Here is a 23,550-nt window from a genome sequence, read left to right as displayed (position 1 = left end):
TCTCGGAAGCCATCGTTTTCGACTCGGCCTGACCTGAATCTCAACACACCCTGTGCCGCGCCTAGGCCTTCGCGAAAAAATCCGGAAAGTCCTCGATTGCCGCTGCAATGACGCGCAGCGAGGCTGCGACCTGCAGCATCTCGGCGGAGTCGCTGCGCTCGGCGATGCCTGCCGCATATTGCCTGGCGACGGCGACAGTCGCGGTTTGCGGCTCGCCTGGTCTTCGAAACAGCAACTCACGTGCCAGACCGCGCAGGAAATTGTTGATTGAAAGCACGGTCTCGGGCGGGATCGCCGCAGTTTGCTGGGCAGCACGCAGCCGCAGGATCTCCAACCCGACAGTAACGGCGGCGATGCTGCCGCCCAGAACGGCGTCGCCTTGCCTGCCGGTGCGCTGCAACTGCGGCATCAGCTGGTTGACCCGGTCGTAGGCAAGGCTTTCGAAGGCCGACCGCCTCGGCACGCGCTCATGCAGGCAAAGCCGCGCCAGATCCTCCCGCATGGCCTGCAGGATGCGGTTGACCGTGACCCAGGGGTCGGCGGGCAGCACGACGATGAAGACGCCGACCGCCAGCAGGATGCCGACCAGGATCGACACCGAGCCGGCAAAGAACGGGCCGGGGTCGTAGGTCATGGCCTGATGCGGGCTGAGGAAGGCGAAGAAGTTGATGGCGAAGGCGGTCGCCACGCCGACATGGCGCGGATTGGCCATGCCAAGCGCTGCCGGCACCATGATCGGCACGACGAAGACGACGAACCAGCCGAAGCCGGGCAGGGCGGGAAGGGCGATCTGGCCGACGAGAAACGCAAAGGGCAGGGCCAGCAGCGTGCCCTTGAAGAAACCCCAGGCCGAGTCGACGGGATCTGGGCGGGCGGCGAACAGGCTGGAGACGACGGCGACGAGAATGACCGTGCCCGCCGCTTCCGACCATTTCGTCGTCAGCCAGAAGGCCGCGACCAGCAGCGTGGCAAGGGCGGCGCGCACGGCATTGCGCCATGCCGCATGATAGTCGCGGTGCACGACCAACGCCGGCTGCCGCCGGTCGCGGGAGGGGCGGGAAACGGGCGAGCGGAGCGCGTCCAGGCCGCGCAACACCTGCTTCAACGCCTCGGCGAAATCGGCGGCGATGGTGAGGCGGGTGATGGCGCCGATCTTGTCGCCGTCCTGCCCGGCCGGCATTTCCGGTATCCGCCGCGCTCTGCTGGCGATCGCGTCGAGCCGGGCGACCCACGGTCCGGTGTCGTCCAGGGCGCCCGGCTTCGCTGCCAACTCGCCAACAAGGGCCTGCAACTCGCTGCGCACCGGGATCAGCGCGGCGTTTTTGGGCGCGGCATGGGAGTGCAGCGCGCGTGCCGCAGAGAGCGCCCACAGAAGCTGTCCGATCGTACGCCTGACCGGGTGGGCGCGAGTGGCGAAGCTCGGCGCTTCGAGCCTGGCGTAGGTGCGCATTTCGGCGAGCGTCTGGGCGTCAGCGATCAGCTTGCGTTGCAACCCGGCAAGGATCGCAGGATCGCCGCCGGAAAAGGCGCCTCCGGCATAGGTGGCAAGGTCGAGAATGCTGCGCTTCAGCCTGGAGATGATGGCGTCGGCCGCCAGTTTCGGCAGGATCAGCCGGCTGGTCACGCCGGCGCAGACAATGCCGAGCACGATTTCGGCACAGCGGGCGACGGCGAGATCGACGACGAGGTGCGGCTGTCCAAAGGCCGGGAGCCCGATGATCATGGCGGTATAGCCGGCAAGGGCCGCACCATAGGCTTCCGGATTGCGCAGCAGCGACGAGACCAGCGTGCAGAGGCCGATCCACACCGCAAGCGCGGTGACCAGCAGCCAGGGATTGCTGCCGAACAGGGAGGTGACGCCGATCGCCGCTAGTCCGCCGGCCAGCGTGCCGAGCAGCCGGTAAAAACCTTTCGCCAACACCATACCGGCGACCGGCTGGGCGACGATGAACACGGTCATCATCGCCCATTGCGGATGGTCGAGCTTGAGAGCGTAGGCGGCGAGAAGCGCGATCAACCCGGCCGAAACGGTGCGCAGGGCGAAAATCCAGTCCGAGCGGGTCGGTCGTGTCAGTTCCGCGAATGCCGTACCGAAGTAATCGTTCAGCCGCGTCCAGGTCACATGCTCGTCTCCTAGAACGGCAAGCTAGAACGGCAGACGCTCAGATATCCAGCACGTCCGTCTCGGCGAATTCGGCGCGTTCCTGGATGAAGCGGAAGCGTGCCTCGGGCTTGGTGCCCATCAGCTCATCGACCCTGTCTTTGGTGGCTGAATCGATTTCGTTTACATCGACCCTGAGCAGCGTGCGCTTCCTCGGATCCATGGTCGTCTCCTTGAGCTGCGCGGCCATCATCTCGCCCAGGCCCTTGAAGCGGCCGATCTCGACCTTGGCGCGCCCGGTGAATTCGGCGCGCAGAAGTTCGTCCTTGTGCGCGTCATCGCGGGCATAGGCGACCTTGCCGCCCTGGCGGATCGAATAGAGCGGCGGCACCGCCAGATAGAGATGGCCGCCGCGCACCAGATTCGGCATTTCCTGGTAGAAGAAGGTGATCAGCAGCGAGGCGATGTGGGCGCCGTCGACGTCGGCGTCGGTCATGATGATGACGCGGTCGTAGCGCAAATCCTCGTCGCGGTATTTCGAGCGCGTGCCGCAGCCCAGCGCCTGGACCAGGTCGGAGATTTGCTGATTGGCGGCAAGCTTGTCGTTGCCGGCGCTGGCGACGTTGAGGATCTTGCCGCGCAATGGCAGCACCGCCTGGCTGGCGCGGTCGCGCGCCTGCTTGGCCGAGCCACCGGCCGAGTCGCCTTCGACGATGAAGAGTTCGGCGCCGGCGGCGGCATTCTGCGTGCAGTCGGCGAGCTTGCCGGGAAGGCGCAGCTTGCGCACCGCGCTCTTGCGCGACACTTCCTTTTCCTGGCGCCGGCGCACCCGCTCGTCGGCGCGCGCGATCACCCATTCGAGCAGTTTCGAGGCTTCCTGCGGATTGTCGGCGAGCCAATGGTCGAACGGGTCGCGGATGGCGGTCTCGACGATGCGCACCGCCTCGATCGTCGCCAGCCTGTCCTTGGTCTGGCCGACGAATTCGGGCTCGCGGATGAACACCGACAGCATGCCGGCGGCCGAGATCATCACGTCTTCCGAGGTGACGATCGAGGCGCGCTTGTTGCCGATCAGATCGGCATAGGCGCGAAGCCCACGTGTCAGCACGTTGCGGAAGCCGGCCTCGTGCGTGCCGCCTTCGGCGGTCGGAATGGTGTTGCAGTAGGAATTGATAAAGCCGTCGCCGCCGAACCAGGTCACCGCCCATTCGAGCGAGCCATGGCCGCCCTGCTTCTCGCTCTTGCCGGCGAAGATTTCGCGGGTGACCTGGAATTCGTCGCCGAGCGATGCCTTGAGGTAGTCCTTGAGGCCACCCGGGAAATGGAACTCGGCCTTGGCCGGCGTCTGGTCCTTTTCCTTGATCAGCGAGGGATCGCAACTCCAGCGGATCTCGACGCCGCCGAACAGATACGCCTTCGAGCGCGTCATGCGGTAAAGCCGCGCCGGTTCGAACGCCGCACCCTTGCCGAAGATCTGCTCGTCGGGATGGAAACGGATTTTCGTGCCGCGCCGGTTGTGCACCTCGCCGAGCTGCTCCAGGCCGGTCACCGGAATGCCGCGCGAGAATTTCTGCCGGTAGAGCTGCCGTCCGCGCGCGACCTCGACTTCGAGATGATCGGACAGCGCATTGACCACGGAGACGCCGACGCCATGCAGGCCGCCGGAAGTTTCATAGACCTTGGAGTCGAACTTGCCGCCCGAATGCAGCGTCGTCATGATGACTTCGAGCGCCGGCTTCTTGAATTTGGGGTGCGGGTCGACCGGAATGCCGCGGCCATTGTCGGTAACCGAGAGATAGCCGTCGGCGGAGAGTTCGACGTCGATGAAGGTCGCGTGGCCGGCAACCGCCTCGTCCATCGAATTGTCGATGACTTCGGCAAACAGATGGTGCATCGCCTTGTCGTCGGTGCCGCCAATATACATGCCCGGCCGGCGCCGCACCGGCTCCAGTCCTTCCAGCACCTCGATGTCGGCGGCGCTGTAGCTCTCGCTGCCGTCGCGCGAGGCGGCCGGACGTTTCGCCGCCTGCACCAGCGGATCGGCAGGCCGCGCCGGTGCGCGAGCCGGTGGCGGCTGTTTGTCGAGGGTGCCGAAAAGATCGTTATTGTCGTCCATGCTCGCCATAAATTCCGGTGCTGCGAATCACCCCGCGATACTGCCACGCTTTTGGCGGGCGAACGAGGTTCCTGTTCCGTTCAGGGATCAAACTGTCTCTTATTCCAAAACCATTCGATAACCAAGCCGGCGGAAATAGGTCGGCGCGCGCATTGCGGCGTTCCTGATTCTTTAACAATGACGCCTAGCGTAAGCGTCAACGAACAAAAGACCACGGGCGTCAGGGGTTTAGCGTGAGGGGCAAGGCCATAACCATGATCGGCATCGCCGCCGTTTTCGGCGCGATCTCGATCTTCGCTGCGGATTTCTGGGTCAAGAGCCAGGCGAAGGCCGATTCCGAGGAAAAAACGGCGTCGATCGTGGCGCCCGCGGCACCCAAGGTCGAGTTCAAGACCATCGTGGTGGCGAACGCCCCGTTGCGCTACGGCATGCAGCTCGAGCGGGCTCAGCTCAGCGAAATCCCGTGGCCGCAGGATTCCCTGCCGCAAGGCGCCTTCACCACCATCGGATCGCTGCTTGACGAAGGCGGCCGTGTGGTTCTGTCGCCGATCGAGATCAACGAGCCGGTGCTGCTCACCAAGCTGTCCGGGCCGAACGGCCGCGCGACGCTGTCCAACATGCTGTCGCCCGGCATGCGGGCGGTGACCATCCGCACCGACGAGATCGCTGGTGTCGGCGGCTTCGTGACACCTGGCGACCGGGTCGACGTGGTGCTGACGCGCGATGCCGGCGAAATCCAGGAAGTGGCCAAGAACGCGCAGGGTGCCGCCGGTTCGACCATCACATCTGAAATCGTGGTGTCCGATGCCAAGGTGCTGAGCGTCGGCCAGGGCGCCGACGAGCGGCAGACCGCCCCGCAGGTCGCCAATTCCGTGACCCTCGAGGTGACGACCGACGGGGCGCAGAAAGTGGCGCTGGCCCGCACCGTAGGCACCTTGTCGCTGTCGCTTCGCTCGGCCAGCGAAGACGGCGCCGGCAAGGATGGCCTGACCACCATATCGTCCTTCGGCGGGTCGGTCGCAGCCAACGTCCAGGCAGCCGCAGGGTCGCTGTTCAATGCGGCCACCAAGGAGCCGGAGAAGCCGAAGTTCAAGACGATCATCGTAACGCGCGGCACGCAGGCCGAGGAATACAAGGTTCCTTCGAAGGACCTGAAACAATAACCGGTGGGGACCGGACGGGGACAGACAATGTTTGGGCTGAACATCTATCGCTTGACGAAGGGGCTGCACCTCGCACGCGCGCTCGTCGCGGCGGCCTCGCTGGCCGCTTCCGGAGTGCTTGGCCTCGGTGGGCCGGCTATGGCCAACAACGACGTCGTCTATGTCTCGGCGACCAAGAACACCTCGATCAAGGTGGCCAAGGGCAAGCCGAAGACGATCATGACAAGTGCGGCCTTCTACCAGATCGTCATCGGCGATCCGGAGATCGCCAACGTCAATCCGCTGACCGACAAGTCCTTCTACGTGCTGGGCAACAATCTCGGCACCACCGGCATCGCCCTGTTCGACGAGAACAAGCATCTGGTCGGCACCATCGACATCGAGGTGACTTTGGACACCGACCAGTTGGCGAACACCATTCGTGCCAGCGTGCCGGACGCCAACATCAAGGTCGGTTCGGCCAACGGCCGCGTGGTGCTGTCGGGCGAGGCCGATGACGCGGTTGCCGCCGAGAAGGCAAACAAGATCGCCACCCGCTTTTCCGGCAATGAGGAAGTGATCAACTCGGTCAACATCTCCTCGTCGCAGCAGGTCCAGCTCAATGTCCGCTTCGTCGAGATCAACCGGCAGGCCGGTCAGGACCTCGGCGCCAAATACAGCGCCAACTTCGCCTACGGTATCGGCGGGCGCGAGGTCAGCCTTGAGCCGGGCGAGCTACCGGCGGCGGGGACCGGCGAAATCATCGGTCGGCTGTTGTCGAACGGCGTGTCGATCGATATCGCCATCAAGGCACTGGAACAGCGCGGTCTCGCCCGGCGGCTGGCCGAGCCGAACCTGATCGCCCGTTCGGGCCAGACCGCGAGTTTCCTCGCCGGCGGCGAGTTCCCGATCCCGGTTTCCGAAGAAGACGGCAAGATCAGCGTCAGCTACAAGAAATACGGCGTCAGCCTGGATTTCACGCCGACCGTGCTGAAGGACGGGCTGGTGGCCCTCGACATCGCGCCGGAAGTGTCCTCGATCGATGCCTCGGCGTCCTACAATATCGGCGATATCTCGGTGCCGGGCTTCATCGTGCGCCGGGCCAGGACGTCGGTCGATCTTAAGAACGGCCAGAGCTTCATGATCGCCGGCCTGCTGCAGTCGCAAAACGACATCACCACCTCGCGCCTTCCTGGCCTCGGCAAGCTGCCGGTGCTTGGGCCGCTGTTCTCGTCGAAGTCCTATCAGCGGCGCGAGACCGATCTGGTGATCATCGTCACGCCCTACCTGGTCAAACCGGTCGATCCTTCGAAGAAGCTCGTCGAGCCGACCGACGGCACGCAGCCGGCCAGCAACGCCGATTACTTCCTGAACAACACCGAGGAAGTGAAGGCCTCCGACCCGAACCGCGCCCTGGCGATGGCCGACGGCCGCGTCACGCAGCCTGCCGCGGCCACCACGGCCGGTCATTTCCTCGACCTGCCGAAGGATTGAAGCCATGCGTCTGGCCCCAGGATTGTTGCTTGCCCTGTCGCTTGCCGGCCTCTCCAGCGGCTGCACCAGCGACGACTATGTGCGCAGCGAAGGCGTGACGCCGGCCGCGGGCAACGCGCAGGCATCCAATACCGTCATGCAGATGGTCGATCCGTGGAAATACGGCGTCCAGAACACCAGGCTTCTGGTGCCGGCCCAGCGCGACACTCCCGCGAGCGGCGGCGCCGACCCGGCAGCCAGCGCGACGACGGCACCGACGTCCACAACCAATTGATTTTGATTTGTTATTGACCTGACGGGCTGACGACATGGCAAGCGGCATCAAGACCAAGAAGATACTGCTCGTATCCACCGACAGGACGTTCCTGCAGGACACGCGCACGGCGTTCGCCGCGTCGGAAGTCATCGAGCTTTCGACGGTCGACAAGAATGTCACCGAGCTTCGCGGCGAGGTTCAGGAAGCCGATTTCGGCGCTCTTATCGTCGACATGGATGCGGCGAAGCTCGAGGAGATCGAGTCGCTGCAGCGCATCATGCGCCGGCTCGAGGGCCGTGTTCCCGTCGTCGTCGTCACGCAGGAGTTCAACGCCGCGGCGGTGCGCATCCTGGTGCAGCTCAAGGTCGCCGACTTCCTGGTCAAGCCGATCACCACCGCTGACCTGGTGCGCTCCGTCATCCGCGCGCTGCAAGGTCCGGGGCGGGAGGAGAACACAGAGTCGCAGATCTATACTTTCATGCCGGCCGCGGGCGGCGTCGGCACCACGACACTGGCGCTGCAGACCGCCTTCCAGCTGCATCATTCGGTGACGCGGGGCGCCTCGACCTGTGTGGTCGACCTGAATTTCCAGCAAGGCGCCTGCGCCGAATATCTCGACCTCGAACCGCGCTTCGATATCACCGAAATCGAGAACCAGCCAGAGCGCCTCGACCGGCAACTGCTCGATGTGATGCTGTCCAAGCATGCGAGCGGGCTCTGCGTGCTGGCGGCGCCGACACGCCCGTCTGAAATGCGCTCCTTCAAGACCGATGTCGTGGTGCGCATGCTGGACCTCGTCTCGGCCTATTTCGACAATGTCGTGATCGACATGCCGCGCACCTGGTTTCCATGGACGGAAACAGTGCTGCTCGGCTCCAACAAGCTCTACATCGTCGCCGAAATGACGGTACCATGCCTGCGTCACACGCAGAGGCTCATCCAGGCGGTCTACGAGACCGCCGGCAAGGAAGTGAAGCCGAACGTCATCGTCAACCGCTTCGAGCAGAAGATGTTCGACAACGGCATCAAGCATGCGGATGTGCAGGAAATCCTCGGCGAGCATTTCGTCGGCGGCATCTCGAACAATTACCGGCTGGTGCGCGAGGCGGTCGATCGCGGCGTGCCGCTGCACGAGATCGACCCGAACGCCAATGTCGTCAACGATCTGAAGAAGATCATCCTGCCGGAAGAAGCGGTCGCGACGCCCGAGAAATCGCGCTCGCTGTTCGGTCTCGGCAAGGGATTGCTCAAGAGGAAGGTCGGATGACCAGCCGCTTTTCCACCCTGCAGAACCGCGACGCACGCCCGCTGAGGGCGCCCGAGGCCGTGCCGGTCACCCAGCACGCCGTGGTCATTCCGACGACCCGCAAGCCTGTCGCGCCAAAGCCGGAGGCCACACCGGCCAAGAGCGGCAACAAAGTGGGCGACGCGCGCGTTCGTATCCACCGGATGTTGCTCGAGGAGATCAACCTGGTCGCGCTGGAGCGGCTGCCAAAGGACGAGATGCGTCGCCAGGTGCATGAATTCGTCTCCGAAAAGGCCCGCCAGGAGCGGATGGCGATCAACACTGTCGAGCTTGAAGCGCTGGTCGACGACATCGTCGACGAGATGGTCGGCCTCGGTCCGCTGGAGCCGCTGCTGAAGGATCCCGAGATCAACGATATCCTGATCAACGGCCATCAGAACTGCTTCGTCGAAAAACGCGGCAAGCTGCAGCAGGTGCACATCCCATTCAAGGATGAGGCGCATCTGCTTCGAATCATTAACAAAATCGTCGCGGCCGTCGGCCGCCGCGTCGATGAATCTCAGCCCATGGTCGATGCCCGCATGCTCGACGGCTCGCGCTTCAACGCAGCCATCCGGCCTGTTGGCGTCGACGGACCGCTGGTGTCGATCAGAAAGTTCTCGAAGAACAAGCTTGGCCTGCACAGACTGGTCGAGTTCGGCGCCATCACCCAGAACATGGCCGAAGTACTGGCGGCGGCGGTGCACGCCCGCAAGACCACCATCATCTCGGGCGGCACCGGCACCGGCAAGACGACCATGCTGAATGCGCTGTCAGCCTTCATCCCCGAAGACGAGCGGCTGATCACCATCGAGGACGCGGCCGAGCTTCAGCTGCAACAGCCGCATGTCGCACGCATGGAAACGCGCCCGGCCAACATCGAAGGCCATGGCGAACTGAAACAGCGCGACCTGGTCAAGAACGCGCTGCGCATGCGCCCCGACCGCGTCATCCTCGGCGAGTGCCGCGGAGAGGAAGCTTTCGACATGTTGCAAGCGATGAACACAGGCCATGAAGGCTCGATGGCGACCATCCACGCCAACACGCCGCGCGACGCCATCTCGCGCCTGGAGCAGATGCTGGGCATGACCGGCATGCCGATGACGGTGCAGTCGATCCGCAGCCAGATCGCCAGCGCCATCGACATCATCGTCCAGCTGACGCGCCTGTCCGACGGCAAGCGCAAGGTGACCAGCGTCGCCGAGGTGACCGGCATGGAAGGCGATGTCATCCAGATGCAGGAGATATTCCGCTTCGTGCGCACCGGCATGGAGGCCGACGGCAAGATCCTCGGTCACTACGAGGCGACCGGCATCCGTCCGCGCTTTCTAGAGGATCTGCGCGCCATGGGCATCGAGTTCCCCGGACGCTATTTCGAGCCCGGCCGGCCGCAGGAGTAGCAGGTGTTCGAGGGCTTCAGCGCGATCTACGTCGTCTATGCCGCGGCCGCGCTCACCGGCATCATGATCGCTGAGGCCTGCTATCTGCTCTATGCCGGCCGCAGCGACAAGCGCACGGCGATCAACCGGCGCATGAAGCTGCAGGAAAACAAGATCAGCCAGGAGCAGGTGCTGATCCAGCTGCGCAAGGAGCGCGGTCTCGAGGCCGGAGCGTCACGGTTTTCGCTCGACCAGTTCCGTGCGCTGCGCACCCAGTCCGGCATGGTCATGCCGTTGCCCAAATTCCTGGCGATCACCTCCGGCGTGGCGTTTGCGCTGGCGCTGGTTGCCATCTGGTATGGCCTGCCGCTGCTTATGGGCCTGCTGCTTTTCGTCGTGCTGCTGCCTGTCCTGCCGGTGATGGTGATGCGCTCCCAGCGCAATCGCCGGCTGAAGCGGTTCGGCATGCAGTTGCCGGAGGCGCTGGAGCTGATCACGCGCGGCCTGAAGGCCGGCCATCCCGTGCCGGTGGCCATCGCCATGGTGTCACGCGAAATGCCGGACCCGATCGGCACCGAATTCGGCGTCATTGCCGATGAGGTGACCTATGGCTCGGATCTGGTCTCGGCGTTGAACGCGCTGTTCGACCGCGTCGGCCACGAGGACCTTCCGCTGTTCGTCACCGCCGTGTCGATCCAGACCAGTTCGGGCGGCAATCTGCGCGAAATCCTGGATGGGCTGTCGATGACGATCCGCGACCGCGGCAAGCTGCGCCGCAAGGTGCGCGCCATTTCGACCGAGGGCCGCATGTCGGCCTACATCCTGACGGCGGTGCCGGCGCTGCTGTTCGCCGCCATCATGGTGCTGATGCCGCAGTTCTATCAAGATGTGTGGGGTGAGGCGAAGACCTGGTATCTGCTCGGTGGCTCGATCTCCTGGCTGATGCTTGGCAACCTCATAATGTTCAAGATGTCGAACTTCAAATTCTGACATGCAAAGCGTCATCGAATTCCTCGCCTCGCTTGCGCCGACCTCGCTGATGCCGGTCGCGCTGCTGTTGCTTGTGCTGGGCGGCGGCGCGGTGGCGTGGCCGCTGGTCGCCGCGCAAGGCGACCGCAACGACGTCAAGCGGCGGCTGAAGGTAGAGGACAGCCAGGCGGTCGAACGCATCGAAGCGGCGCCCAGGAAGAACCCCAGCGCTGTGCGCGAGAAGGCAGTCAAGCGAGCGCAGGAATTCTACGCCAAGAGCGATCCGGAAAACGTCGCACGGCTGCGCATGAAACTGATCCAGGCCGGCTACATAGAGCCGCGCGCGGTGGGCACGTTCTTCCTGATCCGCTTTGCCGCCTTTGTCGGCGCCGCCGTCGGTGCGTTTCTGATCAACCAGTGGATGGCCAGCGCCGATGCGACCATGACCAGCCGCTGGAGCTTCGTCATCCTGTCGGGAGCGGCCGGCTATTTCCTGCCGGGCCTGGTGCTGAGCCAGAAGGTGCGCGAAAAGATGCGCGAATACCGCAACGGCTTTCCCGACTTCATGGACCTGATGATCGTCTGCTCCGATGCCGGCATGAGCATGGAGGCCGGCATCGAGCGGGTTTCGAAAGAACTTGCCAAGACCTATCCGTCGCTCAGCCATAATCTGCAGATGGTGTCGCTGGAGCTGAGGGCCGGCCGCAGCCTCGACGACGCGCTGAAGGCGCTCGCCGATCGCCTCAGCCTGGACGAGGTGCGTTCCTTCGCCACGCTCCTGCAGCAGTCCAAGGAGCTTGGCACCAGCCTGTCGGGGGCGCTACGCGTGTTTTCCGACGAAATGCGCCACAAGCGCATGTCGCTCGCCGAGGAGAAGGCGCATGCCTTGCCGGCCAAGATGTCGGTCCCGGTGACGGTCTGCATCCTGCCGGTGGTGCTGATGATCGCCATCATTCCGATCATCGTCAAAATGACGGCGAATTAGGATTTCGTTTTTGCGACAAATGCGATCCTTGTTCGAAACCAAATTTTAGGCGCGTTTCGGCACCGAAGGTTAATCGCCTTCTTGTACGGTGCTTCCTGAAGGACGACCCGGCAAATCGGGCGATTGGGGCAGGGGCATGCGTCACAGAACTCTCACGGCAATGGCCGCGATGGCAGCCGTCTTGATAATATCCGGTTGCACGTCGAGCAACGTCGACACGACCAAGACCACCGCCATCCAGCCAACGGCAAAGGACGTCAGCGCGTCCGACCTGGATCAGGGCAAGGCGCAGTTCCGCGAGGCGAATTACGGCCTCGCCGAAAAGCACTTTCGCAAGGCCGTCGAGCTGAAGGCCGACAATGCCGAGGCATGGATGGGGCTGGCCGCTTCCTATGACGAGCTCGGCCGTTTCGACTTCGCCGACCGCGCCTACGACCAACTTCTGAAGGTTGCCGGCCGCAAGCCGCAGATCGTCAACAATATGGGCTATTCGCAGCTGCTGCGCGGCAACAAGAAGAAGGCGAGGGCGCTGCTGCTCGAGGCCAAGGCCCATATGGCCGACCAGACGGTGGTCGACGCCAATTTGGCGCTGCTGGCCAAGAGCTGATCTCCTCCGGTCTCGCATCCGTAACGTGCAGCGGCTGGCGGAAAAGGACATCGACTCTTTATAAACCCTGTCCGCAGGTTGGGCGGGAAACCTGACCAAAAATGGTACCTGCGGGCCGCCCCTGGCTTATGATGCAATGCAACCAAGGATCGCAAAGGCTGCCGCGCACATATGTTGGATTTCAGTTCGCTCCTGCTCGCGGCGGCGCTGTCGGGCACGTGTCTCAGCATAACCCTGCTTGCAATCTGGTTCACCACGCCGATGGCGCGGTTTGTCCTGACGGTGGCCTGCGGCATGCTCGTCCTTGTGGCGCATGTGGTGCTGTTCTGGCAGTACGGCAGAGATCCAGGCCCCTGGCTGTGCCAGGCCGTGCTTGCGCTGCTCAGCCTGGGCTTTCTGATCATCTGCCTGTCTGCCATGCAGTATCTCGGCGTTCGTCACTATCGCAGCGTTGTGCTTCCGACCGTAGCGGCGATGGCCGTCTGCGCGGCTGTCACCTATTTCGGCCTCGATGGCGTCGGCTTCATCCTCACCTACATTGCCGTGACGGCGCTGCTGACAGTGACCGGGGTGCTGTTCTGGATCCAGGGCGGTCATGATCGCCGGATTCTGCTGGTCGTTTCTTTCCTGAGCGGCACCTGCGCCCTTTCCTTCGGACTTTGTGCCGCGATGCTGGTCGTCAAGGGACAATGGGTGCTCGGCGTGGCGCCCGACAACTGGGCCGAACGATTGAATTCCGTCGTGGCGGTCGCCTGCATGACCGGTCTCGGCGCGTTGACGCTCTCGCTGCACCATTTGCAGGCGCAGATCGAATTGAAGGCCGAGACCCTGACCGATCCGCTGACGGGGCTGATGAACCGGCGGGCGCTGATGTCGCTCTATGGCGAGCGCGCCTTCGGCCCGTTCATGTCCGTGGTCATGTTCGACCTCGATCATTTCAAGCGGACGAACGACGTGTTCGGCCATCCGGTCGGCGACAAGGTTCTGTGCCGCTTCGCCGCGGTCATCCGCAAATATGGCCGGACCGGCGTCGACGCCTTTCGGCTGGGCGGCGAGGAGTTCGCGCTGGTCATGTCGCGCATGACGGAAGAAAAGGCCTACGACTTTGCGAGTAAGATCGGTGTCGCCTTCGGCGCCGAAGTCGTGCCCACCCCGCGCGGCCCCTTGCGCAGCACCGTCAGCGGCGGCATCGGTTTCGGCGAGGTCGGCGGCCGCAGCCTCGAGGACGTGCTGGCCGAGGCCGACAGAGCGCTCTACGCGGCCAAGAACACCGGGCGAAACCGCGTGCTTGTCCTGGACAGGGCGAGCAAGGCCGAGGGGCCGGCCTTGCGTTCCGCTTGACCCGTCGCCCGAAATTATTCGGCGGCGCCCAGATATTCAGACAGCGGCGGGCAGGAGCAGACGAGGTTGCGGTCGCCGGCGACATTGTCGATGCGCGATACCGGCGGCCAGTATTTTGCCGCGCTGTCGGCATCACCCGCCGGATAGGCGGCCTCCAGGCGCGAATAGGGATGCGACCACTCGACGGCCAGCGCTTCCGCCGCGGTGTGCGGTGCATTGACCAGCGGATTGTCGGCAAGCGGCCATTCGCCCTTCGCCACCTTGGCTGCCTCACCAGCAATCGCGATCATCGCCTCGCAGAAGCGGTCGAGCTCGCGCTTGGGCTCGGATTCGGTCGGCTCGACCATCAGCGTGCCGGCAACCGGGAACGACATGGTCGGCGCATGGAAGCCATAGTCGATCAGCCGCTTGGCGATATCGTCGACGCTGATGCCGGCGCTCTCCTTGAGCACGCGGGTGTCGAGGATGCATTCATGCGCGATGCGATCGTGCCTGCCCTTGTAGAGCAGCGGGAAGTGCGGCGCGAGCCGGGTCGCCACGTAGTTGGCCGAGATGATGGCGGTTTCCGTAGCCTGCTTCAGGCCGGAAGCGCCCATCATGCGGATGTACATCCAGGTGATCGGCAGGATGGAAGCGCTGCCGAAGGGTGCGGCCGCCACGGCATGCGCCGAGCCCTCGGTGACATGACCCGGCAGATAGGGCTGCAGATGGGCCTTGACGCCGATCGGGCCGACGCCCGGACCGCCGCCACCATGCGGGATGCAGAAGGTCTTGTGCAGGTTCATGTGGCAGACGTCGGCGCCGATATCGCCGGGGCGGGCGAGGCCGACAAGGGCGTTGAGGTTGGCGCCGTCGAAATAGACCTGGGCGCCATGCTCGTGGATGAGAGCGCAGAGGTGGCGCGCGCCTTCCTCGTAGACGCCATGCGTCGAGGGATAGGTGAACATCAACGCCGCGAGATTCTTGGAATGCTCATTGGCTTTGGCCCTCATATCGTCCATGTCGATGTTGCCGTCCTCTGAGCAGCGCACGACGACGACGCTCATGCCCGCCATCGCCGCACTGGCCGGATTGGTGCCATGCGCGGAGGACGGGATCAGGCAGACTGTGCGATGGCCTTCGCCGCGCGAGCGGTGATAGGCGCGGATGGCGAGCAGCCCGGCATATTCGCCCTGGCTGCCGGCATTGGGCTGCATGCTGACCGCGTCGAAACCGGTGATCTCCGACAGCCAGCCTTCCAGTTCGCCGACCATCGCGCGGTAGCCAGCCGAATGGCCGGCCGGCGCGAAGGGATGCAAATTGGCGACGCTCGGCCAGCTCACCGGCATCATCTCGGCGGCGGCATTGAGCTTCATCGTGCAGGATCCCAGCGGGATCATGGCGCGGTCGAGCGCCAGATCCTTGTCGGCCAACCGGCGCAGGAAGCGCATCATCTCGGTTTCAGAGTGGTTGTCGTGGAAGACCGGCTGGCTGAGAAACTCCTTGCCGCGCGGTTTTCCGGGCAGGGTGCCGGCACCGGCAGCGCCGGCCTTGGCTCCGAACAGCGCGGCAATCGCCTCCAGATCGGTCTCGGTCGAGGTCTCGTCGAAGCTGATGCCGACATGGTCGGCGTCGATAGCGCGCAGCAGCCGGCCGGTTTTTTCGGCGGCGGCGGCAATCGCCTTGGCCTTGCCTTTCACTTCCACTGTCACGGTGTCGAAGCGGCTGGTGCCGAGCACCGAAACGCCTGACGCCTCGAGGCCGGCAGCCAGGCGGCTGGCGAGCGCATGGATGCGCCCGGCAATCGCCTGCAGGCCGGCGGGGCCATGCCAGATCGCATAGGCGGTCGCCATATTGGCAAGCAACGCCTGCGCGGTGCAGATGTTGGAGGTGGCCTTGTCGCGGCGGATATGCTGTTCGCGTGTCTGCAGGGCGAGCCGGTAGCCCGGGCGGCCCATGCTGTCGGTGGACTGGCCGACGAGGCGGCCGGGCATCAGGCGGGTTAGTTTGTCGGAGACGGCGCAATAGGCGGCGTGCGGGCCGCCAAAGCCCATCGGTACACCAAAACGCTGCATCGGGCCAACGGCGATGTCGGCGCCGAGCTTCGCCGGCGCGTCGGTCAGCGTCAGGCCGAGCGGATCGGCAATGAAGATGACAAGCGCACCAAGGGCGCGGGCTTTTTCGATTGCCGCCTTGTGGTCGCCATAGACGCCAAACGTATCCGGCCACGAGACGAGCAGGGCCGCGGTATTGTCGTCGATCGTTTCGCCGTCGACTTCGGTGCCGAGCGGCTCGGCACGGGTGCGCACGACATCCAGCGTCTGCGGATGCGGCGTGCCGGCAAGCGCCACCTTGGTGCGCTTGTCGCGATGGTGGCGCAGCGCAATGCCGACGGCCTCGGCGACGGCGGTTGCCTCATCGAGCAGCGAGGCCGATGCTACCGGCAGGCCGGTCAGCTCGGCGACCAGGGTCTGGAAGTTGAACAGCATTTCCAACCGGCCCTGGCTGATCTCGGCCTGGTAGGGCGTGTAGGCCGTATACCAGGCCGGATTCTCGAACAGATTGCGCTGGATGACAGGCGGCACGTGGACGCCGTGGTAGCCGGCGCCGATGAAGCTCTTCAGCACCGTGTTCTTTGCCATGGTCGCCGACAATTCGGCCAGCGCTTCAGCTTCGCTGGCCGGCGCAGGCAGGGTCAGCGGCAAGTCGAGGCGGATCGATCGCGGCACGGCCTGGCTGATCAGCGTCTCGACGGAGGGAACGCCGATAGTGGCCAGCATCGCTCTGATATCATTGAGGCCGGGGCCAATATGGCGGGCGGAAAAGGGGTAGGGTGCTGCGCTCATTGTCATGATCCTGCTATCAGCCGATATGGGCCTTGTAACCCGCCTCATCCAGAAGGCCTTCGAGCTGGCTTTCATTGGCGAGCCGCATCTTCCACAGCCAGCCGTCGCCGGTCGCGGCCGAGTTGACCAGCGATGGATCCGATGACAACGAACTGTTGGCGTCGGTGATTTCGCCATCGACGGGCGCGTAGACGTCCGAGGCCGCCTTGACGGATTCGACCACGACCGCCGTATCGCCCTTGCTCAGTTTCTTGCCGATTTCGGGCAGTTCGACGAAGACGAGATCGCCGAGTTGCTCCTGCGCGTAGTCCGTGATGCCGACCGTGGCGATGCCGCCTTCGACGCGGAGCCATTCGTGGTCTTCGGTGAAATAGGTCTTTGCCATCGGGACTTATCCTTTGCGGTAGCGATGAGGTGTGAAGGGCAGGGGATTGATTTCGATCGGGATTTTCGTCCCGCGCACATCGGCGAAAAGTTTTGTGCCGGGCTTGGCCAGCGCGGTGTGGACATAGCCGATGGCGACCGGATGGCCGGCCGACGGGCCGAAGCCGCCCGAGGTGACGTGGCCGGCCGGATTGCCGTCGGCGTCGAACAGGGCCGCTCCCGCGCGCACCGGCTGGCGGCCTTCCGGCTTCAGGCCGACGCGTTTTTGCGCCGCGCCGCGCTCAACGATTGCGCGCAACGCGTCGGCGCCGATGAAATGGCCCGAGGCGCGAACATCCTTGGGGATCGCCCACATCAGCCCGGCGCTGGCCGGATCGATCTCCGGCGTGATGTCCTGGCCGTGCAGGCAGAGCCCGGCCTCCAGCCGCAGGCTGTCGCGCGCGGCGAGGCCGATCCACAGCACGCGCTCGTCTTCGAGCAATTTCGCGACCAGATTCCGCGCGTCCGCCTCCGGCAGGCCGATCTCGAAGCCGTCTTCGCCGGTATAGCCCGAGCGGCTCATGAACCAGTCTTGCCTGGGCTCGATGCCGTGCATGAACAGCAACGAACCGGTCTCGATGCCGGCGCGGGCAAGGGCTGCCCAGGCCTCGGGCCCCTGGATGGCCAGGAAGACGCGGTCGAGCGCATCGACCTTTGCGTCGAAATCCTCGGCCAATGCCCGCAGGTGCTTCTCGTCCGTGATGGCATTGCCGGCATTGGCGACCACCATGAAGCGCTCGTTGCCGAGCCTTGTGATGATGAGGTCGTCGATGATGCCGGCGGCCTCATTGAGGAGGAAGGTGTATTTCGACTGGGAAATATCGAGCGCACTGGCGTCGAGTGGGCAGGTGCGGTTGAGAAGCGCCGCCGCACCGGGACCGCTGACCTCGAACAGTTTCATGTGCGAGATGTCGAACAGTCCGGCATGCTCGCGGGTGTGGAGATGCTCCTTCATGACGCCGGCCGGATAGGTGAGCGGCATCGACCAGCCGGCGAACGCGCCAAAGCGCGCGTCCGCGGCCGTGTGCAGATCCTTGAGAGGGAGGTGTTTGGTGTCTTCGCCCGTCATGTCTTCTCCAGAGTCGCACGCAATCGGCCGCTGATGGCGACCAGTCCGTGCCCCTCTGTCTGAAGCCTGAGAGACTCGCGCCCCGTAACTCTGTCGGCAGCGCTTACACCTTCGGCGCGGGGGCAAGCCCCGACTTTCCAGAGTGTCTTTCCCGTCTACGGTTCTTTTGCCTGAGAGATTTCGGGCGATTTCCCCTTCGGCGGCAGCTCTCGCTGCTCTCTCCCGCAAACAGGTAGGACTCAAACGATGAGCCCTCGACTCGTCATCCATAGCCCGTGAACGACACCTTGTCACCTGCCAGCGACATCTAAAGCGCGTCGCGCTGAAACGGATTCAGGCGACACGCTTTAGATCTTTGTTTTGATGCATGTCGTTCTCCCAAAACCGCGGCACACTTTTGGGCGACATGCATTGGCCGACAAGTCTTCGCTAACCACGCCGTTTGCCGGTTTTTCAAGACACTGCTGATATGCTGGTCGACATGGTGGCTTGCGACCGGCGGCTGCCGGCGCGGACGGGGACAAGAAAATGGGCGAACTGATCATGAGCGCACCGGTGGCTGGACTGACCTCGAAGAACCGCATCACGGCCGAGGACGTGACGATGCTGCGCCGCGAGGTGTTCGGCGACGGCGTGGTGAGCCGCGGCGAGGCCGAGGCGCTGTTCGCGCTCGACGCGACGGCTCGCGACAAGTGCCAGGAATGGCCTGAATTCTTCGTCGAGGCGATCACCGACTACATCGTCCACCAGGAAAAGCCGGCGGGCTACATCTCTGAGGGCAATGCCGATTGGCTGGTCCAGACGATCTCGCGCGACGGCATGGTCGACAGCCTGACCGAACTCGAACTTCTGGTGCATGTGCTGGAAAAGGCGAAATCCTCGCCCAGCCGGCTTTCCGCCTACGCGCTGGAACAGGTCGGCCATGCGGTGATCGACGGCAAGGGTTCGCTGATGCTCGGCGGTGATCTGGTCCCCGGCCTTATCGCCAAGGCCGAGGTCGATCTGTTGCGCCGGATCCTTTATGCCTATGGCGGCGACGGCAACATCGCCATCACCCGCGCCGAGGCCGAGGTGCTGTTCAAGATCAACGAGCGGACCGCGGCGGCCAGCAACGACCCGTCCTGGAACGATCTGTTCGTCAAGGCGATCGCCAATTTTGTCATGTGCTCGGCCGGTTACGAGGCGCCGACGCGCGAGGTGGCGCTGCGCCGCGATAGCTTCTTCGAACAGGCGGATGCCGAAATCGGCGGCTTCTTCGGCCGCATGGTGTCCGGCGGTCTTGCCGCCATCATGGAAGCCTATCGCGCGCCGGATGATATCGAGACCGAGTGGGAAGCCAAGAACCGGGCGTCCGAGGCGCTCGCCCGCCGCGCCGAGACGATCGACGCCGGCGAAGCGAAATGGCTGGCCGAGCGAATCGGCGGGGACCGGCCGCTACGCGAGAACGAGCGCGCGCTGCTGACGCTGATCAAGCACGCTTCGCCGGAAATCCACCCGGCGCTGAAGCCGCTGCTCGACAAAGTAGCTTAGACGTCAAATCATTGATCGGAAACGGTCGACGGCTTCAAATCCCGGCGTACCAGTCGTAGCCATTGTCCTCCCAATAGCCACCGCGGCCGCCGCCGATCGCGGCGAAACTGTCGACCAGCTCGATCTTGTAGAGGTATTTCGGCATCTTGTAGCCGAGCTGTCGTTCGACGCGGACGCGCAGCGGCGCACCGTTCTCGACCGGCAGCGGCTTGCCGTTCAGACCATAGGCTAGGATCGTCTGCGGATGGCGGGCATCGATCAGGTCGATGGTGCCGTAATATTTGATATCGCCGGCTAGACTCCGGTCGATCGTGTCCAGGCAATGGAACATGACGTAACGCGCCTGCGGCTTGACCATCGCCTGGTCGAGCACCAGCGACAGCGGCGTGCCGGTCCATTTGGCTATGCAGCTCCAGCCTTCGACGCAGTCGTGACGGGTGATCTGGGTGCGGCTCGGCATGTTCTGAAGCTGCTCGCGGGTCAGCGACAGCGGCTTTTCGACGAGGCCTGAGACTTCCAGCCGCCAGTCGGCGAAATTGTTGGCGAGCAGGCCCCTGTAGGTATCGTCGTCGGGCGCGGTGACGCCGTTCGGCCGCTGCGGCTGGCGGATGTCGGCCTCGGTGAATTCCTGGGCCAGCGCGTCGCGGCCGGCGAGCCAACGTTGCGCGCGATATGTCAGGCCGTTGGCGCCTTCGAGGAAACTGCGCAGGCCGTCGCCGACGCCGAGCCCACTGTCAAAGGCATCGCAACCCGACAGCATGATGCCGGAAACGCCGAGGCTGGCCGAGGTGAGAAATTTCCGGCGGCTGATCTCGAACTTCGCCATGTCAGGCGCTCCTCTCGGGCGTGTTGTCGCCATGCGCCGGCGGATCGGTGCGGTACCAGCCGGTGATGATCGATCGCAATTCGTTGATCGGGCCGGCGGCGAGGATCATCAGCATATGGATGATGAAGAAGCCGACCAGCAGCACCATGACCGCGAAATGGATGGTGCGCGCCGTCTGCCGGCCGCCGAGCAGATCGTTGAGGAACGGCAGCACCGAATTCATGCTCGGCGACATGGCAAGGCCGGTGATGATCATCAGCGGCAGCAGCACGAACAGAACGCCGCCATAGGCCATCTTCTGCAGCGTGTTGTATTCGCGCGTGTGGTGGAACTTCAGTTTGGCATGATCGACAATGTCGCGCGGCAGGCGCTTGAGATCATCGAGACGCGGGGCGAGATCGCGGCGCAGATGGCCGTTGATAAGGCTGGCGATGAGCCACACGAGCAAGGTGGTGCTCAAAATCCAGGCGAAGAAGAAATGCACCACGCGGGCGGTGCCAAGGTCATAATAGGACGGAATGGTCGCCCAGGACGGGAAGCCGCGCGAGGTTTCCTGGCCCGCCGGCCCCGACCAGCCAAGCACGCCCGTGGTGTCGAAACGTTTGCCGAAGATCTCGGTGTAGCCGCGCGTGCCGGCAGCGGTGTTTTCAGCGCCAATGGCGAAGACGGTGTTGTTGTAGTCGAACCCGGACTCCTTGCCGATGTAGAGCTGGGGGCGGGCGTTGAAGATCTGCAGGCCGGAAAGCAGCATGAAGAACAGCGAGATCGCCCACAGCCAGTGCGTCAGCCGCGTCCAGCGCGACTGCCGGTAGATCAGCGTCGCATCCTTCGGCGCGGCATCCGCCTCGACGGTTGGTTGGCTCCTGGCAACGGTTTCCATCGTCCTTTGTACTCCCGTCCGCGCGTCCCGTCGCGGCCTCTCAGATGTTCGTTCTCCTCCCAATACGTCGCCGGCCCAAGCGATGTTTCACACGATCACGTTTTTATTACGGGCTGCCGAGGTTGACGGCGAGATTGACCGCGGCGGCGACGATGATGGTGTTGAAGAAGAACGACAGGATCGAATGGAGAAGCACGATGCGCCGCATCTGTGTGGTCGAGACCTCGGTATCGGAGGTCTGCGAGGTCATGCCGACAGTGGTCGAGAAATAGAGGAAATCCCAGCCGTCCGGCCGCTCCTTGCCGGTGAATTCGAGGCCGCCGACGGGCTTTTTCTGTTTCGATTTGCCGCCGGTCTCCTCGTCGTCCATCCAATAAACATGCGCATAGTGTAGCGCTGTCATGGCATGGATGGTGAACCAGCCGAGCGGGATCGACAGCAGTGCGAAGGTGAGTTGGAGCGAATCCGCGCTGTCCTTTTGGTTGATCAGCTGGAACAGCGAGATGATGGCGACGCCGACGACAATCAGCGTGACGGCGAAGATGACCAGCACCGGCTGGTCGGTGGCGCGCGCGTTCTTGCTCAGATAGGTGCCGGTAAGCAGCGGCATCTGGGCGACGACGAGAGTGATATAGGTGCCGAAAAACGCGTTGGCGCCTATCGAATAGGCGAGCGGTGCACGCAAGAAAAGCGCGATGACCAACGCTGCCAAGCCAATGCAAGCAGATATCGCGAACTGCTTGTGCCGGTGCGAGGGCGTCTTGATGGGCGTGTCGGTCGTCATATTTCAATCCGGTGTGGCGGATTTGAGCGCTCGCCGCAAGATGCGGTCGAGCTCGCCGAGAAACCGCGAACGGTCCTGCGGCGTGAAGCCGGCATTGTAGCCTTTGCTTTCGCCGGTCTCGCGCAGATGCTGCTTCAAATCGCGCATCGCCACCGCCATGCCGATCGTCTCCGGCGTGAACGGGCGCCCGGTTGGGCCGAGCACATGGGCGCCAAGCGCCACCGCGCGGGCGGCGAGCGGGATGTCTGCCGTGACCACGATGTCGTTGGGCCTGGCATTGTCGACGATCCAGTCGTCGGCCGCGTCGGCGCCCTTGGAGACGACGACGTTGCGGACCATCGGATCGCGTGACGGGCGCAAGCCGCCGTTAGAAACGAAGGTGACGACGACGCCGTGGCGCTCCGCGACCTTTTCGACCTCGGCTTTCACCGGGCAGGCGTCGGCATCGACGAGGATGGCGGGTGCGGGCATTGTCTCTCCAAAACGAGCATGGGGCCGAGACTTGCCCGGCCCCATGCCTGAAATCGAACAATTGTCAGGCCGGCAGCGCGCCCGACTTCTTCGCGGTCCAGGTGGCGATGTAGTCCATCAGGCCCGGATTGAGGCAGTCATAGGGCTCGAGGCCGATTGACTTCAACTGGGCGCGGATGCCGTCCATGCGGCTTGGATCGACACCGGATTCGATGATCGATGAGACGAAGGCGGTGAAGCCCGGCGGCGACCAGCCGTCCTCCTCGAAGCGCTCGGGATGGATGAAGCTCAGGCCCTTGAACGGATGATCGCGTTCGACCGGGCCATGCATGTGGACGCCGCAGCCGGTGCAGGCATGCCGCTGGATCAGCGCGCTTGGATCAACCACTTTCAGCTTGTCGCCGTTCTCGACGACGGTGACGTCGCCGGTGCCAGCCACGGCAACGACCGAGAAGATCGCGCCATCAGGCTTCCAGCATTTGGTGCAGCCGCAGGCGTGGTTATGGGCGATCTGGCCCTTGACCTTCACCTTCACCGGCTTGCTGGTGCAGGCACAGACCAGCGTGCCGCCGGCAAAGCTTGCGCTTTCCCTGGGCAGGCCATTGTCGATTTTCGGATGCAGTTTTTCCGGCATTTATTCCTCCCTTGTTGAACCCTGTGCAACGTCAGTCGCTGGCCCTTCGGTCGGCGGCTTTCTTCTCCTCAGTAAATCACCACGCTCCTGATCGACTTGCCCTCATGCATCAGATCAAAGCCCTTGTTGATGTCTTCCAGCTTCAGCGTGTGCGTGATCATCGGGTCGATCTGGATCTTGCCGTCCATGTACCAGTCGACGATCCTCGGCACGTCGGTGCGGCCGCGCGCGCCGCCGAAGGCGGTGCCCATCCAGGTGCGGCCGGTGACCAGCTGGAACGGCCGGGTCGAGATCTCCTGGCCGGCGCCGGCGACGCCGATGACGACCGACTTGCCCCAGCCGCGATGCGAGGCTTCCAGCGCCTGGCGCATCACCTTGGTGCTGCCGGTGCAGTCGAAGGTGTAGTCGGCGCCGCCGATCTGGTCGGCACCGC

General features: G+C 64.0%; 21 protein-coding genes and 1 riboswitch. Of the genes, 10 read left to right on the top strand and 11 right to left on the bottom strand.

The window, feature by feature from the left end; all coding sequences use genetic code 11:
* Window positions 1–61: 61 nt before the first annotated feature.
* Both AC04SI_RS27905 and parE read right to left on the bottom strand, forming a co-directional pair.
* On the bottom strand, window positions 62–2,122 hold the full coding sequence (locus AC04SI_RS27905; RefSeq protein ID WP_488475298.1) for an FUSC family protein: 2,061 nt from the start codon (window positions 2,120–2,122) through the stop codon (window positions 62–64).
* A 40-nt stretch (window positions 2,123–2,162) separates the two neighbouring features.
* On the bottom strand, window positions 2,163–4,217 hold the full coding sequence (parE, locus tag AC04SI_RS27900; protein WP_488475297.1) for a DNA topoisomerase IV subunit B: 2,055 nt from the start codon (window positions 4,215–4,217) through the stop codon (window positions 2,163–2,165).
* A gap of 233 nt (window positions 4,218–4,450) precedes the next feature.
* On the opposite strand from parE, the gene cpaB reads away from it, so the two are divergent.
* The 9 genes from cpaB (at window position 4,451) to AC04SI_RS27855 (ending at window position 13,675) form a co-directional block, all read left to right on the top strand.
* Entirely contained in the window at window positions 4,451–5,380 is a 930-nt protein-coding gene (gene cpaB / locus AC04SI_RS27895) for a Flp pilus assembly protein CpaB (protein WP_488475296.1), read from the top strand.
* Window positions 5,381–5,407: 27 nt separating this feature from the next.
* A complete protein-coding gene (locus AC04SI_RS27890) occupies window positions 5,408–6,853 on the top strand; it encodes a type II and III secretion system protein family protein (protein WP_488475295.1) in 1,446 nt (481 codons plus the stop codon).
* 4 nt (window positions 6,854–6,857) lie between these two features.
* Window positions 6,858–7,127: a hypothetical protein gene (locus AC04SI_RS27885; RefSeq protein ID WP_192177635.1), complete on the top strand. Its 270-nt coding sequence runs from the start codon at window positions 6,858–6,860 to the stop codon at window positions 7,125–7,127.
* A gap of 34 nt (window positions 7,128–7,161) precedes the next feature.
* Window positions 7,162–8,376, top strand: coding sequence for a CpaE/TadZ family protein (locus AC04SI_RS27880; protein WP_192177634.1), 1,215 nt, complete (start codon window positions 7,162–7,164; stop codon window positions 8,374–8,376).
* Window positions 8,373–9,794 carry a TadA family conjugal transfer-associated ATPase gene (locus tag AC04SI_RS27875; protein ID WP_488475294.1) on the top strand — a complete coding sequence of 474 codons (1,422 nt, stop codon included), beginning with the start codon at window positions 8,373–8,375 and terminating at the stop codon, window positions 9,792–9,794. The genes AC04SI_RS27880 and AC04SI_RS27875 overlap by 4 nt, the downstream gene beginning before the upstream one ends.
* Before the next feature lie 3 nt (window positions 9,795–9,797).
* Window positions 9,798–10,763, top strand: a complete 966-nt coding sequence (locus AC04SI_RS27870; RefSeq protein ID WP_488475293.1) for a type II secretion system F family protein — start codon at window positions 9,798–9,800, stop codon at window positions 10,761–10,763.
* Window position 10,764: 1 nt separating this feature from the next.
* Window positions 10,765–11,727 (top strand): type II secretion system F family protein, encoded by a 963-nt coding sequence (locus AC04SI_RS27865; protein WP_488475292.1) that lies wholly within the window; start codon window positions 10,765–10,767, stop codon window positions 11,725–11,727.
* Between the two features lie 136 nt (window positions 11,728–11,863).
* Window positions 11,864–12,334 (top strand): tetratricopeptide repeat protein, encoded by a 471-nt coding sequence (locus AC04SI_RS27860; protein ID WP_488475291.1) that lies wholly within the window; start codon window positions 11,864–11,866, stop codon window positions 12,332–12,334.
* Between the two features lie 171 nt (window positions 12,335–12,505).
* Entirely contained in the window at window positions 12,506–13,675 is a 1,170-nt protein-coding gene (locus tag AC04SI_RS27855; RefSeq protein ID WP_488475290.1) for a GGDEF domain-containing protein, read from the top strand.
* Window positions 13,676–13,689: 14 nt separating this feature from the next.
* Here the strand turns inward: AC04SI_RS27855 and gcvP are convergent, their stop codons facing one another.
* Genes gcvP through gcvT form a run of 3 tightly spaced genes read right to left on the bottom strand, consistent with a single transcriptional unit; the run spans window position 13,690 to window position 17,992 of the window.
* Window positions 13,690–16,500, bottom strand: coding sequence for an aminomethyl-transferring glycine dehydrogenase (gcvP, locus tag AC04SI_RS27850; protein WP_488475289.1), 2,811 nt, complete (start codon window positions 16,498–16,500; stop codon window positions 13,690–13,692).
* Window positions 16,501–16,516: 16 nt separating this feature from the next.
* Window positions 16,517–16,885: a glycine cleavage system protein GcvH gene (gene gcvH / locus AC04SI_RS27845; RefSeq protein ID WP_404281990.1), complete on the bottom strand. Its 369-nt coding sequence runs from the start codon at window positions 16,883–16,885 to the stop codon at window positions 16,517–16,519.
* Between the two features lie 6 nt (window positions 16,886–16,891).
* On the bottom strand, window positions 16,892–17,992 hold the full coding sequence (gene gcvT / locus AC04SI_RS27840; RefSeq protein ID WP_488475288.1) for a glycine cleavage system aminomethyltransferase GcvT: 1,101 nt from the start codon (window positions 17,990–17,992) through the stop codon (window positions 16,892–16,894).
* Between the two features lie 148 nt (window positions 17,993–18,140).
* Window positions 18,141–18,227: riboswitch (glycine riboswitch) on the bottom strand.
* 293 nt (window positions 18,228–18,520) lie between these two features.
* Here gcvT and AC04SI_RS27835 point away from each other — a divergent pair.
* Window positions 18,521–19,522 carry a hypothetical protein gene (locus tag AC04SI_RS27835; RefSeq protein WP_488475287.1) on the top strand — a complete coding sequence of 334 codons (1,002 nt, stop codon included), beginning with the start codon at window positions 18,521–18,523 and terminating at the stop codon, window positions 19,520–19,522.
* A 34-nt stretch (window positions 19,523–19,556) separates the two neighbouring features.
* Here the strand turns inward: AC04SI_RS27835 and AC04SI_RS27830 are convergent, their stop codons facing one another.
* From AC04SI_RS27830 to AC04SI_RS27805, 6 genes are all read right to left on the bottom strand, one after another.
* The gene (locus AC04SI_RS27830) at window positions 19,557–20,348 is read right to left on the bottom strand and encodes a molybdopterin-binding protein (RefSeq protein ID WP_488475286.1); all 792 of its coding nucleotides are present in this window, start codon (window positions 20,346–20,348) and stop codon (window positions 19,557–19,559) included.
* 1 nt (window position 20,349) lies between these two features.
* Window positions 20,350–21,228, bottom strand: coding sequence for a cytochrome b/b6 domain-containing protein (locus AC04SI_RS27825; RefSeq protein ID WP_404281997.1), 879 nt, complete (start codon window positions 21,226–21,228; stop codon window positions 20,350–20,352).
* A gap of 106 nt (window positions 21,229–21,334) precedes the next feature.
* The gene (locus AC04SI_RS27820) at window positions 21,335–22,012 is read right to left on the bottom strand and encodes a DUF1345 domain-containing protein (RefSeq protein WP_404281999.1); all 678 of its coding nucleotides are present in this window, start codon (window positions 22,010–22,012) and stop codon (window positions 21,335–21,337) included.
* Between the two features lie 3 nt (window positions 22,013–22,015).
* Window positions 22,016–22,483 (bottom strand): YaiI/YqxD family protein, encoded by a 468-nt coding sequence (locus AC04SI_RS27815; RefSeq protein WP_404282001.1) that lies wholly within the window; start codon window positions 22,481–22,483, stop codon window positions 22,016–22,018.
* Between the two features lie 64 nt (window positions 22,484–22,547).
* Window positions 22,548–23,117 carry an S-(hydroxymethyl)glutathione synthase gene (gfa, locus tag AC04SI_RS27810; RefSeq protein ID WP_006201602.1) on the bottom strand — a complete coding sequence of 190 codons (570 nt, stop codon included), beginning with the start codon at window positions 23,115–23,117 and terminating at the stop codon, window positions 22,548–22,550.
* A 68-nt stretch (window positions 23,118–23,185) separates the two neighbouring features.
* The coding region (locus tag AC04SI_RS27805) for a zinc-binding dehydrogenase (RefSeq protein ID WP_488475285.1) at window positions 23,186–23,550 on the bottom strand (365 nt) is incomplete at its 5' end.

Source organism: Mesorhizobium sp. CNPSo 4689 (genome assembly GCF_057784325.1).
Note: the sequence above shows the minus strand (reverse complement) of the source record. Positions and strands in the feature narration are given on the sequence as shown.